The organism is Microcoleus sp. A003_D6 (assembly GCF_036702825.1).
Lineage (GTDB): Bacteria > Cyanobacteriota > Cyanobacteriia > Cyanobacteriales > Microcoleaceae > Microcoleus.
In genome coordinates this window covers 96,070-113,183 of the sequence record NZ_JAUBWA010000004.1, presented here as the reverse complement: position 1 = coordinate 113,183, position 17,114 = coordinate 96,070, and the positions used below count along the sequence as shown (strand labels likewise).

Annotated in this window: 15 protein-coding genes; 13 read left to right on the top strand and 2 right to left on the bottom strand. The window is 47.4% G+C overall.

Annotated elements, in window-relative coordinates; all coding sequences use genetic code 11:
• The first annotated feature begins 418 nt into the window (after nt 1-418).
• From QUB70_RS02625 to QUB70_RS02590, 8 genes are all read left to right on the top strand, one after another.
• On the top strand, nt 419-1,798 hold the full coding sequence (locus QUB70_RS02625; protein WP_332978178.1) for an AAA family ATPase: 1,380 nt from the start codon (nt 419-421) through the stop codon (nt 1,796-1,798).
• Entirely contained in the window at nt 1,782-2,426 is a 645-nt protein-coding gene (locus QUB70_RS02620; protein WP_332978177.1) for a TIGR02646 family protein, read from the top strand. The genes QUB70_RS02625 and QUB70_RS02620 overlap by 17 nt, the downstream gene beginning before the upstream one ends.
• Nucleotides 2,427-3,115: 689 nt before the next feature.
• Nucleotides 3,116-3,871, top strand: a complete 756-nt coding sequence (locus QUB70_RS02615; protein ID WP_332978176.1) for a DUF6920 family protein — start codon at nt 3,116-3,118, stop codon at nt 3,869-3,871.
• A gap of 11 nt (nt 3,872-3,882) precedes the next feature.
• Nucleotides 3,883-4,905, top strand: a complete 1,023-nt coding sequence (locus QUB70_RS02610; protein ID WP_332978175.1) for an NADP-dependent oxidoreductase — start codon at nt 3,883-3,885, stop codon at nt 4,903-4,905.
• A gap of 378 nt (nt 4,906-5,283) precedes the next feature.
• A complete protein-coding gene (locus QUB70_RS02605) occupies nt 5,284-6,267 on the top strand; it encodes a J domain-containing protein (protein ID WP_332978174.1) in 984 nt (327 codons plus the stop codon).
• Nucleotides 6,264-6,560 (top strand): chaperone modulator CbpM, encoded by a 297-nt coding sequence (locus QUB70_RS02600; RefSeq protein ID WP_332978173.1) that lies wholly within the window; start codon nt 6,264-6,266, stop codon nt 6,558-6,560. The genes QUB70_RS02605 and QUB70_RS02600 overlap by 4 nt, the downstream gene beginning before the upstream one ends.
• 196 nt (nt 6,561-6,756) lie before the next feature.
• Nucleotides 6,757-7,842: a galactose-1-phosphate uridylyltransferase gene (gene galT, locus QUB70_RS02595; RefSeq protein ID WP_332978172.1), complete on the top strand. Its 1,086-nt coding sequence runs from the start codon at nt 6,757-6,759 to the stop codon at nt 7,840-7,842.
• A 182-nt stretch (nt 7,843-8,024) separates the two neighbouring features.
• On the top strand, nt 8,025-9,122 hold the full coding sequence (locus QUB70_RS02590) for a M24 family metallopeptidase (RefSeq protein ID WP_332978171.1): 1,098 nt from the start codon (nt 8,025-8,027) through the stop codon (nt 9,120-9,122).
• A 174-nt stretch (nt 9,123-9,296) separates the two neighbouring features.
• Here the strand turns inward: QUB70_RS02590 and QUB70_RS02585 are convergent, their stop codons facing one another.
• Together QUB70_RS02585 and pdhA are read right to left on the bottom strand one after the other, a co-directional pair.
• Nucleotides 9,297-9,749, bottom strand: a complete 453-nt coding sequence (locus tag QUB70_RS02585; protein WP_332978170.1) for a clan AA aspartic protease — start codon at nt 9,747-9,749, stop codon at nt 9,297-9,299.
• A 108-nt stretch (nt 9,750-9,857) separates the two neighbouring features.
• Nucleotides 9,858-10,889 carry a pyruvate dehydrogenase (acetyl-transferring) E1 component subunit alpha gene (gene pdhA / locus QUB70_RS02580; protein ID WP_332978169.1) on the bottom strand — a complete coding sequence of 344 codons (1,032 nt, stop codon included), beginning with the start codon at nt 10,887-10,889 and terminating at the stop codon, nt 9,858-9,860.
• A 261-nt stretch (nt 10,890-11,150) separates the two neighbouring features.
• On the opposite strand from pdhA, the gene QUB70_RS02575 reads away from it, so the two are divergent.
• The 5 genes from QUB70_RS02575 to QUB70_RS02555 all read left to right on the top strand — a co-directional run bounded on the left by QUB70_RS02575 (nt 11,151) and on the right by QUB70_RS02555 (nt 17,097).
• Nucleotides 11,151-13,466 (top strand): IMS domain-containing protein, encoded by a 2,316-nt coding sequence (locus QUB70_RS02575; RefSeq protein WP_332978168.1) that lies wholly within the window; start codon nt 11,151-11,153, stop codon nt 13,464-13,466.
• Nucleotides 13,467-13,574: 108 nt separating this feature from the next.
• A complete protein-coding gene (locus QUB70_RS02570; RefSeq protein ID WP_332978167.1) occupies nt 13,575-14,807 on the top strand; it encodes a glycosyltransferase family 4 protein in 1,233 nt (410 codons plus the stop codon).
• A gap of 164 nt (nt 14,808-14,971) precedes the next feature.
• A complete protein-coding gene (locus QUB70_RS02565) occupies nt 14,972-16,162 on the top strand; it encodes a glycosyltransferase family 4 protein (protein WP_332978166.1) in 1,191 nt (396 codons plus the stop codon).
• A 391-nt stretch (nt 16,163-16,553) separates the two neighbouring features.
• On the top strand, nt 16,554-16,964 hold the full coding sequence (gene rbfA / locus QUB70_RS02560) for a 30S ribosome-binding factor RbfA (RefSeq protein ID WP_332978165.1): 411 nt from the start codon (nt 16,554-16,556) through the stop codon (nt 16,962-16,964).
• A complete protein-coding gene (locus QUB70_RS02555) occupies nt 16,948-17,097 on the top strand; it encodes a hypothetical protein (RefSeq protein WP_332978164.1) in 150 nt (49 codons plus the stop codon). The genes rbfA and QUB70_RS02555 overlap by 17 nt, the downstream gene beginning before the upstream one ends.
• Nucleotides 17,098-17,114 lie beyond the last annotated feature (17 nt).

Genomic DNA, 17,114 nt, shown 5'->3' with positions numbered 1-17,114 from the left:
GAGTTTTTGAGCAACAGCTTGCCTTATATTCAAAGGCAGCTACTTTTAGATGAGCTCATTTTTAGTCTAAACTACAGCAAGAAGCGATCGCCCTCTAAAACATCAAATCATCTGAGAATATTTGTTATTGGGTGAAATAGCGATCGCCTACAGCAAACTTTAGAAGAAAGAGTGGTGGGGCGATCGCCCTCAGTGGCTTTTTACCCTACCCGCCAGTACCCGCAGTGATACTGATGGCGATCTGTTTGGTGGTAAGGCTGCGAAGTCAATCCAGAACGTCTGTCTAATTCTTAGGAGTAGAGTTGGCTATATGGAGTATTTTTGAGATCATAGGGACATTATCTCAACAGTGGCTTTAAGCACCGCCTGAGATACTATCGTTACTGCCACATACCTCAAAGGATTGAGATTTACCGATATGGAAATTAAACGGTTTACTTTAAATCATATCGGGCTATTTGAAAACCTAGAAATCGCCCTAGCTCCCACAGAGAAAAATCCTAGTAACATTACCATCTTGGTCGGTAATAACGGTAGTGGAAAAACCTCTATTCTGCAAGCCTTAGCTACCTCCCTCAGTTGGTTTATTGCCCGTTTACGCACAGAAAAAGGGAGCGGTAATCCGATCCGCGAAGATGCTATCCTCAATAGTGCCAACACTGCTGCAATTGAAATAGAAATCTGTGATTCCCTTGGCTCATCAGCCAATCCGAATAAAAGTGAGACAGGCGATCGCTTTCAGTGGACTTTAGCCAAAACCCGAACAGGGCGTAATACCCAATATACCAGTCAGTTACTAGACTGCACCCGACTAGCCCATCACTACCGCAGTGCGCTCACTGACAATGGCCAAACTAGCCTGCCCCTGATAGCGTTTTATCCTGTCGAGCGCAGCGTACTGGATATTCCACTAAAAATTAGAACTAAACATACCTTTTTGCAACTAGATGGTTACGATAACGCTCTAATTCAGGGTGTTGACTTTCGTCGCTTTTTTGAATGGTTTCGGGAGCGGGAAGATAGCGAAAATGAATCAGTAATTCCTGAAGACATTCTGAAGGAACTAAGACTACTAGCTGAAACCAATCAAGATGTATGGCAACGCTTAAACGAACGTAATGCCTCAGCAAAAGATCGGCAATTAACCGCAGTTCGTACCGCCATTCACCGATTTATGCCCCGCATGGACAACCTTAGAGTCCGTCGTAAACCTCGCCTCTACATGGCGATCGACAAAAACGGTGAAACCCTTAATGTTACCCAACTTTCCCAAGGCGAAAAATCCCTCATGGCTCTAGTCGGTGATATCGCTCGCCGTCTAGCCATGCTGAATCCCGCCCTAGATAACCCCCTAACCGGCGATGGCATTGTCTTGATTGATGAAGTAGATTTGCATCTGCATCCCTCTTGGCAACGTAGCTTATGCGATCGCCTAATCGAAACTTTCCCAAATTGTCAATTTGTGCTTACCACCCATTCACCTCTGGTGATCAGTGACTGTAAGAATGTTTTGGTTTACACCTTAACAAATGGTGAATTGCGCCAATTGCCCTCTCAGTATGGGCAAGATGCTAATACTGTCTTACTAGATGTCATGGATACCAGCATCCGTAATGAGAAAATTGATACTGAACTGAACGATTTACTGGATGCTATACAAGACTCAAAGCTAACTGAGGCTAAACAACTACTTGCAGAATTAACTGAGGAATTATCTGCAACTCCCAATCACCTCGAATTGGTCAAAGCTAAACTACTACTTCGCAAACAAGAATTGCGTCATGAGAACAATTATTAAAGGAACTGAACCGCCCTATTTAACAGTTTGGAAACGAAAAAACCCTCATAAAAAGTACGCAGACTTAGACGGCACAGAAGAGGGTAAAAGCATTCGTGCAACTATTCGAGGCCATGTACTCAAAGAACAATTCTATCTTTGCGCTTATTGCTGCCAACGAATCCAAGACATTGATGCTTGCCATAATGAGCATATAGAAGCTCAAAGCCAGAATCCCACACGCACGCTCGATTTTTCAAATATTGTCGCCAGTTGTAATACTCCTCATCAATGCGGCGATGCTCATAAATCTAAGTACCTACCCCTAACTCCCCTGATGACAGAATGTGAGACAGAGCTTCGATTCAAAATTAGTGGTCGGGTAGAAGGTTTGAGCGATCGGGCAACCGTGACAATTCAAGTCTTAAACTTGGGCGATCGTGAAAAAAACAACCGTGCCCTGATAGAAAAACGCAAGCAATTGTCCAATGTCTTATTGTTGACAAACGGTATAAATCCCGATGAAGGCTTAGAAGATGAAGACTTGTTAAAGATGTTAATCGATGAACTATCACAACCCCAACTGGAGCAGATGGAACCCTTTACTCCAGTGGTAATTAATATCTTGCAAAATTGGCTCCAATCCTAAGATAAAATGTCTTAATAAATTGGTTCTGAATTACAATCCAAAAACTGACAGATAACAGCTCAAATACAGAGGACTGACGGTAGTCTTCCTACTTCGTTTTAAATTCTCTGCTGCCGCTGATTAGAACCGTTACACCGACCCGATCGCTCCGTTTAAGTTATCTGTTTATAGCAGAGATTAAGCAAGCAAAAATAGTTGGCTTCGTTGTTAAGTTCGGAGAGGTGATCGGCGATCGCCCTATAAAACACATCAAATCATTTGAGAATATTTGTTTTTGGGTGAAATAAGCTAATCCGCATTTAAATTGCATAGTCAAATAAATTTTTCCTCTTGTGGGGTGGGCATCCTGCCCGCCCTCAACATACAAATTAAATGCACAACAGCTTAGCGATCGCCTATAGCCAACTTTAACGGTCAAGTCATCGACATTTCCTGCTTGCCCAAGTGGTTCGCCGATCGCCTTATCAATATCTATGGTGGCTTGCTGATAGTTGCGCTTCTGCTTCTTGCGATTAGATTGTTGAGTTGATGGGCAATCAGAATATCCGCCTGCGGATACATATATATATATGATGCGATCGCTATTCTGGATGATATAACCAAAAGCTTTTAACCAGTAACATACATCGTATTTTTAACCAAACCTTCACCGCCAAGTGCTGTATCTTGCCCTTTAAACCTTTAAAAACATGACTAAAATCCCAGAAATTTCTCTAGACGATTTGTGGGAATCAGCACCGAAGAGCGATCGCCCCTTCAATCCTGAATCATTAATCAATCTTCCGAATCTAGCCCGTCGCTATTTGGAGAATGCGATCGCCCCTAATACACCCCTCGCATCCGCCGTTCGATTGTGGATGCACGGTGAAATCAAACTCGATCAAAAATGGCATCCCTTCAAGGGAGAAGAAGTTATCTACGGTGATCGGGGGATGATCTGGCGGGCGACGACTTGGGCGAAGGGGTTGCCGATTTGGGGATGCGATCGCATTGTGGATGGTGTTGGCGAGTCGCAGTGGAAAATCCTCGGACTGTTTCCCGTAATGCAGGCATCTGGTGCTGATATCACCCGCTCTAGTGTGGGCCGAGTTCAAGTAGAGTCGATGCTGCTGCCTTCCATTCTCTGCAATCCCGACATCTCCTGGACAGAGTTGAACGCTTCACAGGTACAAGCAAACTTCACAGCCCTCGGCGAACCTGCCAAACTCACCCTCACAGTTAGCGATCGGGGAATGTTGGAGCAAGCCAAAATCGATCGCTGGGGCAATCCCGAAGGTGAAGCCTTTCACTACGTAGATTTTGGGGGAATTGTCGAGGAAAGCAGTACCTTTGACGGCTACACAATCCCGACTCGTCTTCGGGTAGGCTGGTTTTTGGGGAGCGATCGCTTTGAGTCTGAAGGCGAATTCTTCCGATGTTCGATCGATCGGGCAATCTATCAATAAAGGAGGCATCCATGTCTGAGTCAATGAACCAACAAATTCTGCTTAAAAGTTACCCGACTGGAGAACCCAAAGAGAGTAATTTTGCCTTAGTTGAAACGGCAATTCCAGAACCGGGGGAAGGAGAAATACTCAACCGCACCATTTACTTGTCCCTTGACCCGTATATGCGAGGACGAATGAGCGATCGCGAGTCCTATGCAAGTCCGGCAAAGTTAGGCGAAGTCATGGTGGGGAGCACTGTCAGCCAAGTAGTGAAATCAAACAACCCCCAATTTTCAGCAGGAGACTTCGTGCTGGGATATGGCGGTTGGCAAGATTATGCGATCGCCAAAGCCGAAACCTTGAGAAAACTCGACCCCAGTCAAGTACCAATCTCTTACGCATTAGGCATTACCGGAATGCCCGGAATGACCGCTTATTTTGCACTGCTAGATATTGGCAAGCCGAAAGCCGGCGAAACTGTCGTGGTTTCTGCTGCTTCTGGTGCTGTTGGTGCAGTTGTCGGTCAAATTGCCAAAATCGAGGGTTGTCGGGCAGTAGGCATCGCTGGCAGTGATGAAAAATGCGATTACGTTGTGAATGAATTAGGATTTGATGCCTGCATCAACCGCAAAACTCAAGACCTAAATTCAGCATTAAAAGCTGCTTGTCCCAATGGAATTGATGTGTACGTCGATCATACGGCGGGCCCGATTCTCGAAGCAGTTTTGCAACAGATTAATCTGGGAGCCAGAATTCCTTTAGTAGGTTTAATCTCCCAGTACAATGCCGAAACTCCACCTCCCGGCCCTAATCTGATGCCTCTACTGGTTAAACGTGCGCTGATCAAAGGGTTTCTGGTTGGCGATTACCAGCAGCGTCACGAAGAGTTTATCAATGATATGTCTCAGTGGTTACAGGCAGGCAAACTGAAGTACAGAGAAGACGTTGTAAAAGGGTTGGAAAACGCACCCCACGCTTTTATTGGTTTACTGCAAGGGGAAAACTTTGGCAAGTTAATCGTTCAGGTTGGTGACGATCCAACAAAGAATTGATAGCATCAAAAAAGATTGAGTATTTTGACGCGCATGACCTATTAGACTTTTTGCAAAAGTCCTTTTAATTAATTTGTGGGACGGGCAAAACGCCTATCCCACAAGAAATAAAAAAATGAGATGGGCATTTTTCCCGTTCTGGCTATTTTTACAAGAGGTTTATTTTTGAGGTTCTTGACTGCATTATCAGATTTTGATTGATAAATAAATCCACCTAATTAAACATCAAATACGAATCACTCAAAATGTCGCTGTGTATGTCTTCTTCCTTCTTCCTTCTTCCTTCTTCCATCGGACTGAAATCCGTTACATCCGTTACATCCGTTACATCCGTTACAAAATCCGTTGCCGAACTTCCTTCTTCCTTCTACTTAAATCATGCCAACTGCAACCGACTTCAAAGATTACTACACCATTCTGGGAGTCAGCAAAACTGCAACTCCTGAAGAAATCAAGCGAGCATATCGCAAACTTGCCCGCAAACATCATCCTGATGTGAATCCCGGCAATCCAGAAGCTGAGGATAAGTTCAAAGATTTGAATGAAGCCAACGAGGTTTTATCAAATCCTGAAACGCGCAGCAAGTATGACCAATTTGGGCAGCACTGGAAGCAAGCAGGAGCTGGCGGTGCTCCTCCGAGAGGAACTAGCACGAATGCCGGGGGATTTGATTTCGATCCGTCCACCAATTTCGACGAGTACAGCAATTTTGATGATTTTCTCAAGGATTTGCTGGGTCGCGGCGGCCAAAGCCGATCGCGACAAACTCATTCCGGCACCTCGAATCAGGCTGATGATTTTGCGGGATTTCGCACTCAAGCACCTGCACCTGATACTGAAGCGGCGATCGCGCTTTCGCTTTCAGAAGCATTTCACGGCGTCCAAAAACGCTTGCAGTTGGACGATGAAACCCTTAACGTTCGCATTCCCGCAGGTGCTAAATCAGGCAGTCGAATTCGGATTAAAGGAAAAGGTCGCGTCAGCCCTTTTTCTCAACAGCGAGGCGATTTGTATCTAACAATTGAACTATTTCCCCACTTATTTTTTAAGTTTTCGGGTGATAATTTAAGTTGCGAGGTTCCTATTCGCCCAGATGAAGCTGTTTTAGGTACTCAAATCCAAGTGCCAACGCCAGAGGGGGGTGTGATGATGACTGTGCCGAAAGGGGTGAGTTGCGGGCAATTGCTGCGGCTGCGCGGCAAGGGTTGGATATTACCCAAAGGCGATCGCACCGATCTAATTGTGAAACTTCAGATCGTTTCTCCGAAGGAGTTGAGTGAAATCGAACAGGATTGCTATGAAAAGATTAAGGCGAGTAGCAGTTTTAACCCGCGTTCTGCAATAGAAGAGGTGACACTATGAGCGAATTTAGCTTGTCCACTACGGTTGTTTCCGAAAATGGCGATCGGCTGTATACGTTTGAATATGCAGCTTTCGTGACGGAAACTTCAACAACCGTGATTGAGCAATTTGTGCAAGTGGGATTGATTGAGCCGATCGGCTCAATGCTGCACGCGCGGGAAATTGCGCGCATTGGTCAAATCCAACGGTTGCGTCAGGATTTAGGATTAAATCTCGTAGGAGCGGTAATGGTTCTAGATATGGCGCAAGAAATCGCCCAACTTCGAGCACGGCTAAAAGCATTGCAGTCTTAACTCGAAAAATTATTGATTCTGTTGCAAAAACTTGAAAGATGGTAAGGTGATGAGTTTCCTGTCCGATCTCTGTAGTATAATTTCGATGTCACCGGATTTGAGATTACGACAATTTGCGACTTTAGATAGGGGCGGGTTTTCCAAACAGGAAGTTAGAATTCTATAATCTCTCAAAACCGATCGCGCGCCCAAAAAAATGCACTCCCAAATATTGCGAAAACCAGACGGCCGCCCGCTGACACTCTACAGCCGCTACCCAATCCCAGAAGGCATCGCGGCAGTAAGTCCCAGCAACGAACCCGTACAGGCAAACCCGCATTTTCGCTGGCATCCTTTGCGGGGGGAATGGGTAGCATACGCCAGCCACCGCCAGGGAAGAACATTCATGCCACCGCCGGAATACAACCCGCTGGCTGCTACAATTAATCCCAAATTTCCGACAGAATTGCCGCCGGGAGATTACGATATAGCAGTGTTTGACAACCGCTTTCCCTCGATGACTTTGCAGGCAAAAAACGCACCTGCAAATATTGTCGAAACTCTGCCCGCTCACGGCATTTGCGAAGTGGTAGTGTTTACTCAAGATCCGCTGGCTTCCCTCGGTTCTTTAGAGTTATCTCACTTAGAATTGCTGTTAGAAGTCTGGGCCGATCGCACTTCAGTTATCGGCAGCAATCCCGAAATTCAATATGTTTTACCGTTTGAGAATCGCGGCGTAGAAGTCGGAGTAACTTTGCACCATCCCCACGGTCAAATTTACGCTTATCCGTTCGTGCCGCCAGTGCCAGCCCGGATGTTAGAATGTCAGTCGGTTTACTATCAAAAAAACAGTAGCGGTTTGCTGCAAGATTTGATTCAAAAAGAGATTGCTGACAAACAGCGAATTCTTTATTTAGACGAAGAGGCGATCGCCTTTGTCCCCGCTTGCGCCCGCTACCCTTACGAAGTTTGGATTGCGCCCATCGCCCCCGCTGCCACATTTATCGATTTGACCGAAAAACAGCGCCGATCGCTCGCTAAAGCCTTAAAAACAGTCACCCTCAAATACGACGGTTTGTGGCACCGCCCGTTTCCTTATTTGATGGCTTGGTTTCAAGGGCCGACAGACGGGAAACCCCATCCAGAGGCGCATTTGCACGCCCAATTTTATCCGCCCTACCGATCGAGCGATCGGCTAAAATATCTAGCAGGAACCGAACTAGCCGCCGGAATGTTTGCCAACGACGCTTTACCGGAAGAAAAGGCTAAAGAATTGCAAGCAGTAACGGTCAATCTATTTTAGATTTTAGATTTTAGATTTTAGAGATTGTAGCGATTTACCGTGGGGGGGCGGGTTTACGAGACGAGCATTTTTAGGGGCAATTATTGTTGGTAAACCCGCCCCTACAAGATTGCGGTTAATCCACCAGACACGATCTTACATCCGTTACATCCGTTACAAAATCCGCTGCCGAACTTTCATCTATGATAAACTCATTAAACCCAGAAGTCGATCGCAAACTCGAATTCATCCGCAAAGCCTTAACCGAAACAAAAGCGATCGCCCTTCGCCTGCGCGGCACAGACTGGTTTGCCTGGGCAACAGCCGGCGCTTCCCATACAGTATTGCTAACGGCAGAAACCGGAGTTGCAGAAATATTAATCACCGCCGAAAACGCTTGGGTTCTCACCGATGAAATCGAAGCCCAGCGCTTGCAAGATGAAGAATTGCCAGCCAACTTTCAAATGTACATCTATCCTTGGGCAGATGTTGCACAGCGCGAAGCTTTTGTCAAAGAAATAACTGATGGCGGTAACGTCATGAGCGATCGGCCAAATTCCCAAGAAACGCCAATAATCGCATCTTTACAGTCTCGCAAACAGACAATGATGTCAAGCGAATTAGAGCGATACCGGCGAGTCGGGCGTTTAGCCAGCGAAGCGATGACAGAGGTACTTTCCGCAGCAAAACCAACATGGACAGAATATCAGCTAGCGGGAGCCGGTGCAGAGGCATTGTGGACCAGAGGTTTGCATCCAGCCCTGACATTAGTTGCTGGAGAAAGGCGTTTGCCGCTGTACCGCCACGCCACAGCAACCGCCGAACAAATTGGGCGGCAAGCAATGTTAGTATTTTGCGCGAGAGGATGGGGTTTGTATGCAAATTTAACCAGATTTGTCAGTTTCGACTTTCTTGGGGAAAAGCATTCAGAGTTGCACCGACAAGTCAGAGAAATTGAAGCCGCCGCGCTGAATTCGTGCAGGCCGGGAGTATCGCTGAATGCAGTTTATGATACGCTGAAAACTGCCTACGAAGAACACGGATATCCTCAAGCAATTCGGGAACACCATCAAGGCGGAACTACCGGATATTTGGCGCGGGAAATTGTGGCGAATCCGGCTACTTCAGATGTTTTGGCAGAAAATATGGCTGTGGCTTGGAATCCGAGTTTGTCGGGAGCAAAAATTGAGGATACGTTTGTAATTCACAGCGATGGAACGTTGGAAAATTTGACATTCGATCCGAATTGGCCGAGTGTAGAAGTAGCGGGAAGGTTGCGGCCAATGCCACTGGAAATATAGCCGAAGGAAAGCACGACGCGGATTTTGACGCGGATACACGGATTAATTATCGAGTTATATCAAATCCGGTAGCATCGGAATTAATAATTACCCACAATCAGGACACGGCAGTGCCGTTTCCCTACAATTAATCGGGGTAGGGAAACGGCACTGCCGTGTCCTCTGGATTTAGTCTCATACTCTCAACACAGGCCTTTCAGGATTTTCGGGATTTGGAACTACACGCTGATTCTTGCAATCTACCAGCAAATCTAAAGTTTCTAACACAGTTTGACCGATTAGTACCATATCCCCTAAAACCATTGCCGCCTCAATCGTCTCCCGCCCTTCGATTTCAATAATCATAGGTTCAGTTAAGCCCACTGTTTCTTGTCTGCCATCAGCATACTTTGCTATTTCCTGACTCCGAATTATTAAACCAAGGTGTTCGCAAACTTCTACAGGAATTGCTGTGCGTACTGCACCAGTATCTATCAGTGCTTCTGCTTCGTAAACGCGCAAAAGATTCGGATTGAGCAATCCTCGACGCACTAAGGCTTCATCAATTGCATTCGTTAGCTTGACTTTGACTCGAACTGCACCCATATTGTTGCTGAGTTGAATTTTATCGCGCTCGATATTTATCATACCGTCTCTCTTTGCGTATAGAAAGTATACCTTCAATTATAGCGTTAAATGGGTGCAGCTACAGGTTTTATCCTGTAGGCTGCAACCGCAAATTATCGCTAAAAATTACTAATCTTCAGCATAGATATAGCGATACAGTTCGCTCGGATCGGGTTCGGGGCTTTTCTCAGCAAAATCTACAGCATCATCAATTACTGCTTGAATCTTATTCTCGATCGCCTTTAATTCCTCAGCAGTTGCCAAAGTTCGATCGATCAAATCAGCAGCCAACTTCTTAATCGGATCGCGGGGGAACCAATATTCCTTCTCTTCCTTAGAACGCAATTCGTCGGGATCTGCCAAAGAATGCCCGCGAAAGCGATAAGTCAAAGCCTCGATCAAAGTTGGCCCTTCGCCAGCGCGCGCGCGAGCAACAGCTTCTTTTGCGACTTCCCGCACTGCCAAAACATCCATCCCGTCAACCTCGACTCCAGCCATACCAAAAGCATGAGCTTTCTTGTAAATTAGCGGGTCAGAAGTAGCTCGCTCGTGGGCCATGCCGATCGCCCATTTGTTGTTTTCCACAACATAAAGAATCGGCAACTTCCACAAAGCCGCCATATTCAAACACTCAAAAAACTGACCGTTATTCGCAGCGCCGTCGCCAAAAAAACAAGCAGTCACGCCATCGGAAGTTTCATCTCCCAAGGCTTCGCGCCGGTACTTCGATTGAAAAGCCGCCCCCGTAGCTACAGGAATTCCCTCTGCCACAAAAGCATAGCCTCCCAACAGTCGGTGTTCGGCCGAAAACATATGCATCGAACCGCCGCGGCCCTTCGAGCAACCAGTTTCCTTCCCGAACAACTCCGCCATCACCTCCCGCGCCGGTACGCCCGCGCTCAAAGCGTGTACGTGATCGCGGTACGTGCTGCTGACGTAATCGGTGTCATCCCGGCGCATGGATCGAATCACCCCGGTAGAGACAGCTTCTTGGCCGTTGTACAAGTGGACAAAACCAAACATTTTGCCCCGGTAGTACATCTCAGCGCACTTGTCTTCAAAAAAGCGCCCCAACACCATATCCTCGTAGAGCATCAAGCCCTCATCCCGAGAAATGCTGACGCCTTGCGCGTCAAAAACTGGTAAAGTCCGTTCAACCATAAAAAATTAATACCCGATCGGCTTGGTAAACATCTAAATGTAAACCGACAGAGGACACAACCGCAGCAGAAAATGGTCGAACATTTTTTGTGCAGCAGTTCACAAGTTGTTAAAATCAGGTAGGCCGGGGGCAAAATGCCCGGACTGGCAGAACAGATTACCGTAGAACCCCGACTAAGTTATCACTAATGTTTTTGTTACAAACCAACCTTAGCTAAGATAGGCTAATTCAGTTGCTAGCGCTTTGGGGAAGTGGACGTAGTGTTAATTCCACTAGATTACTACCGGATTTTGGGTCTACCGATTCAAGCTACTGCCGAACAGTTGCAGCAGGCTCACCGCGATCGAACTTTACAGCTTCCGCGCAGGGAGTATTCCGAAGTTGCGATCGTCGCCCGCAAACAATTGCTCGATGAAGCCTGCGCCGTTCTGTCAGACTCAGACGGGCGCAAAGCTTATGATGCCAGTTTTTTAGCAAAAACTTACGATCGAGAGTCGGAAGCGGCAATTTGGGCCAAGCAGAGGTCGAAAACCTCAGCAGGCGCGGCTACAGTTTTGCAAGACGAGGCAGGAGAAACCGCTACCTCTGAGTCTAAGGATTTAGACGATGCTCCCGACCCCCACACTCCAAGTATTGAAATCGATGACAATCAATTCGTAGGAGCCCTGCTCGTACTGCAAGAACTGGGGGAATACGAACTCGTACAGAAGCTGGGTCGCCCGTATCTCAACAATGGCAGCATCGCGATCGCCGAAGGCCGCTTTGGCGACCCGCAGCTAGTGCGGCCAGATATAGTTTTAACAGTAAGCCTTGCCTGTCTAGAACTCGGCCGCGAACAGTGGCAGCAAGGTCAGTACGAAAATGCCGCCAAATCGTTAGAAGCAGGCCAAGAACTGCTGCTGCGCGAAAGCCTATTTCCAAGCGTGAGGGGTGAAATGCAAGCCGACATATACAAACTCCGTCCGTACAACATTTTAGAGTTGCTATCCCTTCCCGAAGAAAAGGTCGCAGAGCGCCGCCAGGGACTGCAAATCCTGCGAGAAATGCTCGAAGAACGGGGCGGTATCGACGGATCGGGAGACGACCGATCGGGTTTAGGAATAGAAGACTTCCTCCGCTTCGTCCAGCAATTGCGCAAACACCTAACCAGCAGCGAGCAGCAGACCCTATTTGAAGCCGAAGCCGGCCGCCCCTCCGCAGTCGCCACTTACCTCTCGGTCTACACTCTGTTAGCCCAAGGATTTGCCGCCAGAGGGCCATCGATGATCCGCCGCGCCAAGCTGATGCTGATGCAGCTCGGTCGCCGCCAAGACGTTCACCTCGAAAAAGCCGTGTGTTCCCTGCTGCTGGGCCAAACAGAAGAAGCCAGCAGAGCCCTCGAACTGAGTTCGGAAAAAGAACCCCTCGCCTTCATTCGCGAACATTCCCAAGATTCTCCCGATTTGTTGCCCGGACTGTGCTTGTACGCCGAACACTGGCTGCAAGAAGAAGTGTTTCCCCACTTCCGCGACTTGGCAAACCAGTCAGTCTCCTTGAAAGATTACTTTGCTGACCCGAAAGTACAAGCTTACCTAGAAGCTCTGCCGCAAGATGCAGAAACCGCCAACGAATGGGTGGTAGTGCAGCCTCGCTCCGGCAAGCCCCAGGGGCGGCTGCAACCAGCGGGCGATCGCCCGCCCGCCCCCCCACAGCCCCCCGCAGCCAAGCAGGGAGCCAGTACCGTCACCTTGACCCCCGTACCGAGCGACAGCTCCACCGCAGCTTCAGGTCTGAAATACCAGGCAACGGCGGTAGGACTAGGCGCGGCCTCCGTCGTTTCTAACCCGACAGCTACGGCGGGAGGCGCACCCTCGACCTCCAAACAGCGCCGGCGCTCACATTCAACCGGGCGCAACGGAGCGATCGGCCAGAAGGTAACAGGTGATTTGGTCGATCGGGCACGCACCACCGCAGCACAAATTTCCGCCCAAGTCAAGTCCATGCCTAGAAACAGGCTGGCTCTGTTTATCGTCGCAGGTGTCCTGAGCCTCTTAATTCTGTGGTTAATACTCAGTCTGTTGGCGAGCGCCCTGCAAGCCCTTTCGGGCCCATCCCTCCAAGGAGAACAAGCCTCCGTCAGCCTGGAAGCACCGCCCGTAGAAATCCCCGCTGTTTCCGCAGTCCCAGAGCCGAGCGCCGCCGCCCCAGCGTCGGGAGCAATCACTGAGGAAGCAGCGGGACAAATAGTTCAAAGCTGGCTGTCGGCGAAAGCAGCGGCTTTGGGCCCCAACCACGCTGTCGAAGAATTAAAGCAAGTTCTGACAGAACCGGCTTTGTCTCGCTGGCAATTGATGGCAGACGCTCAAAAGCGAAACAACGCGCATCAGCGTTACGTACACAAGCTGCAAGTTAAAGGAGTGACGGCGAATCCGACTAATCCCGATCGCGCCGAAGTAGAAGCCCAAGTAGCGGAAAAAGCCGAAGTGTTCGATGCCGATCGGCTAGTTACTTCCCGCAACGAAAACCTCCGCGTTCGCTACGACTTGATCCGCCAAGATGGAGAGTGGCGGATTATGGATTGGCAAGTGATGAAGTAAGGAATTGGTAATTGGTAATTGGTAATTGGTAATTTATGGTTGCTAGTTGCTAATTACCAACTGCTGATGATTATTTTAATTTTTAATTCCTAAAGCGGGATTTTTGAAGTGCAGATTATTGTTGAAGGCTGGCGTTTTATTTGTCATTCCTATTGCGTAGCCAATCAATTTCAACTACTAGAAATGCTCGTGAAGCGCAGCTATCCCGTAGGGAATCGCCCGCGAGGACAAATTGAGCTTTTCCACCGCGATATGCCCTATATAGACGCTGCTTGGGAGACAAAATTTAGTTTGTTCGATCGCCCAAATGAAACTTTACTCCGCAGCATTAACAGCCCTGCGGTAAATCAGTCAGCGGATGTGACGCTGCGAATGTACTGCCCGTGGGACTTCTCGGCATCCAGCAGCGCGGCAACTTGGGTATTTGCAGCGACAGAATGGGGGATTGTTACGAGTTCAGTATTGCAGGGGATGGGGGTTAAGTCGATCGCACAAACCCCCGTTAATTCAGAAGCAAAAATTATTACACCTTCGGCGTGGTCAAAAGCCGGCTTAATTCGCAGCGGAGTTGAGGGCGATCGCATTGCCGTCGTACCTTTGGGTGTCGATCCTCAGATTTATTATCCTCTCTCGGGCGATCGGCGTCAATTGCTGCGCCAAAGCTTCGGCTGGTCAAACTATTTTATATTTTTAAACATCGGAGGGCAAACCGATCGCAAAGGCATTCGCCCTTTATTAAAAGCCTTCGCTGCGGTAGTTGACAAATATCCAGATGCCAGATTAGTTTTAAAAGGTTCAGAACTGCTTTATCCCTCCAGAGACGAAATTGCCGAAGCCAGCCGAGTTGTCCTGAACGATGCCGAAAGAGCGAGAGTTTTGCCGAGATTAATTTATACTGGCAGCCAGCTATCCTTTGCTCAAATAGCTGAGTTTTACCAAGCAGCAGATGTTTATGTTTCTCCCTATCTTGCAGAAGGTTTTAATCTGCCTGTGTTGGAAGCTGCGGCTTGCGGTTTGCCGATAATTTGTACGGAGGGCGGCCCTACTGACGATTTTACGCGATCGGACTTTGCACAGCGAATTGAGAGTAAATTTACGGCTGTTACAATTGAGGGGGAAACCTTATTTATCTTAGCTCCTGAGTGGGAGCATTTGACTGATTTGATGCGAAGGGCGATCGAACAGCCTGCAATTGCTGCGAAAGCTAGGGTTGCGGGCCCGGGTTTTGTGGCTGAGAATTTTACTTGGAGGCGCGCAGTCGATCGATTGCTTGAAGTTATTTTACCATACAAAAAACAAGAAAAAATTGACTTATCAACTTTTGAACCAATAATTTTGTAATAATAAATCAATAGTCCGGACAGTTTTCAATCACTAACGGCAGCATGAGGGTTTGGGCCTCCTCAGCGAGATCAAATGCTAACGGTAGAATGAGGGTTTCAGCCTCTGTCTCAAAAACTGTCCGGAGTATTGATAAATAACAAATAAAGAATAAAGAATAACAAATGACTAATAAGTTAATTGTTGAAGGCTGGCGTTTTTTGCCGCACTCCTACGCAATCACCAATCAATTTCAGCTACTAGAAATGCTGAAATACCCCAACTTAGAAATTTTCCACAAAGACATCCCCTATCTAGATGAAAATTGGCAGCCAGTAATCGGTTTGTTAGATGCAACTGCTGAAGCAGCCATCAAAAATATTCCTCACCCTTCCAAATCTCTAGAAGCAGACGCTAACTTACGGATATCAGTACCTTACAATTTGACACCCTCAAATACAGAACGCACGTGCTTGTTTGCCACAACAGAATGGGGAATTCTACACAACGAAAACTTTAGAATAACGGGGGCAGATTCCCTCCGTGAAGGACACAGCAACTCCGATCTAATTATTATTACGCCTTCCCATTGGTCGAGAACCGGATTTATCCGCAGCGGTGCGAATCCCGATCGCACAATTGTCATACCCTGTGGCATCGATCCAAATATTTACAAACCTGTAACAAAATCGGAACGCGAAGCTTTGCGAAAACAGCTAGGATGGGACGGGTTTGTGTTTTTAAATATTGGTGCAGGGACGCCAAATAAAGGCATCGATTTATTGTTGAAAGCTTTCGCCGCTGTAGTTGAAATTTATCCCGAAGCTAGATTAGTATTGAAAGGAGAAGAATCAGTATATGGGTCGGATTCTTTGATAGCTCAAAACATAGACGAACTGACCTTTGAGGAAGCAGAAAAAATTTTGCCGCGCATCGCATACTTGGGAGAAACATTGACTTTCGCTCGAATGGCTCAACTTTATCAAGCCGCCGATGCTTACATCTCTCCTTATTTAGCAGAAGGATTCAATTTGCCAGTATTAGAAGCAATTGCTTGTGGCTTGCCGGTCATCTGCACTAAAGGCGGCCCGACGGATGATTTTACAACTCCTGATTTTGCTTGGCACGTCGAAAGTACGTTTCAAGAAGGTGTTTCTAACGATCGGCAGATATTCCGCCTGATGCCGAATTTAGAACATTTGATCGCTTTAATGAAAAATATTATAGAACAGCCGGAATTTTGCGATCGCGCCGGGGTTGCCGGCCCAAAATTTGTAGCGGATGGATTTACCTGGAAACACGTTGTAGACCAATTGCTAGATGTACTTTTGCCAACAATTCGCTCGCCAAATTCAAATAAGCTGTTCGGCGTTTAAAGGAGGATAGTAGGTGCGGAGGGTAAATAAGCGTTTCCCATGTATAGTAAGTGTTCTAGCTGACGCACCTTACCTGGATCGTTAATGGTTTAAATACTCCGCAGCTTAGTGCGATCGATAGTAGACCTCTTGCAAAAATAATTAGGACGGGCAAGATGCCCGTCCCACAAAATTTTTTTTCTTGTGGAATGGGCATCTTGCCCGTTCCATCAATTGATGAAAAGGATTTTTGCAAGAGGTACAGTAAAGCAATTTCCGCTCATTAGCCCTTGTAACGTGCTGCAATCTCAAATCCTAATTTTTCCCCGATCGCGCATAACACCGATACCGATCGCGCTACAATTGTCAATCGGGATGAAAATGGCCGATCTAAAAGTAGGGGATAGTTTCTATGGCTACAAGTCGTCGCATTGAGCGTGTAGCTTCAATGATTAAACGGGAAGTCAGCCTGATGTTGCTGAATGGAATCAAGGACGACCGTGTAGGTGCGGGTATGGTTAGCGTTACCGACGTAATTGTTTCGGGAGACCTTCAGCATACAAAAATTTTTGTCAGCATCTACGGTACTGATGAAGCGAAGGCTGAAACTATGGAGGGTTTGAAATCTGCGACTAGCTACGTCCGCAACCAGTTGGGTCAACGGGTGCAACTGCGCCGGACACCGGAAGTGATATTTCTCGAAGACCGTTCTTTGGAACGGGGCGATAAAATGCTGATACTGCTGAATCAGCTTTCCGCCGATCGCAAACCGGATATTCTAGATCCCGAAGAAGAATTCACCGAGGATGAAAGTCCCGATTGAAGCAAGAAGGAAGAGGGAAGAAGGAAGAGGGGAAGAGAAGGAGATAGGGAAAATTCCCACTTCCCAATGCCCGATGCCCTGTTTGCCCTGTTTGCCCGATGCCCGATGCCCGATTCCCAAATCTAAAATCTAAAATCTAAAATCTAAAAT

Coding starts and splice junctions, on each gene's coding strand:
- QUB70_RS02605 (WP_332978174.1), top strand. CDS start 5,284: ATGCCAACTGCAACCGACTTCAAAGATTACTACACCATTCTGGGAGTC.
- galT (WP_332978172.1), top strand. CDS start 6,757: ATGCACTCCCAAATATTGCGAAAACCAGACGGCCGCCCGCTGACACTC.
- QUB70_RS02555 (WP_332978164.1), top strand. CDS start 16,948: ATGAAAGTCCCGATTGAAGCAAGAAGGAAGAGGGAAGAAGGAAGAGGG.
- QUB70_RS02585 (WP_332978170.1), bottom strand. CDS start 9,749: ATGATAAATATCGAGCGCGATAAAATTCAACTCAGCAACAATATGGGT.
- pdhA (WP_332978169.1), bottom strand. CDS start 10,889: ATGGTTGAACGGACTTTACCAGTTTTTGACGCGCAAGGCGTCAGCATT.
- QUB70_RS02600 (WP_332978173.1), top strand. CDS start 6,264: ATGAGCGAATTTAGCTTGTCCACTACGGTTGTTTCCGAAAATGGCGAT.
- QUB70_RS02615 (WP_332978176.1), top strand. CDS start 3,116: ATGACTAAAATCCCAGAAATTTCTCTAGACGATTTGTGGGAATCAGCA.
- QUB70_RS02620 (WP_332978177.1), top strand. CDS start 1,782: ATGAGAACAATTATTAAAGGAACTGAACCGCCCTATTTAACAGTTTGG.
- QUB70_RS02610 (WP_332978175.1), top strand. CDS start 3,883: ATGTCTGAGTCAATGAACCAACAAATTCTGCTTAAAAGTTACCCGACT.
- QUB70_RS02565 (WP_332978166.1), top strand. CDS start 14,972: ATGACTAATAAGTTAATTGTTGAAGGCTGGCGTTTTTTGCCGCACTCC.
- QUB70_RS02625 (WP_332978178.1), top strand. CDS start 419: ATGGAAATTAAACGGTTTACTTTAAATCATATCGGGCTATTTGAAAAC.
- rbfA (WP_332978165.1), top strand. CDS start 16,554: ATGGCTACAAGTCGTCGCATTGAGCGTGTAGCTTCAATGATTAAACGG.
- QUB70_RS02590 (WP_332978171.1), top strand. CDS start 8,025: ATGATAAACTCATTAAACCCAGAAGTCGATCGCAAACTCGAATTCATC.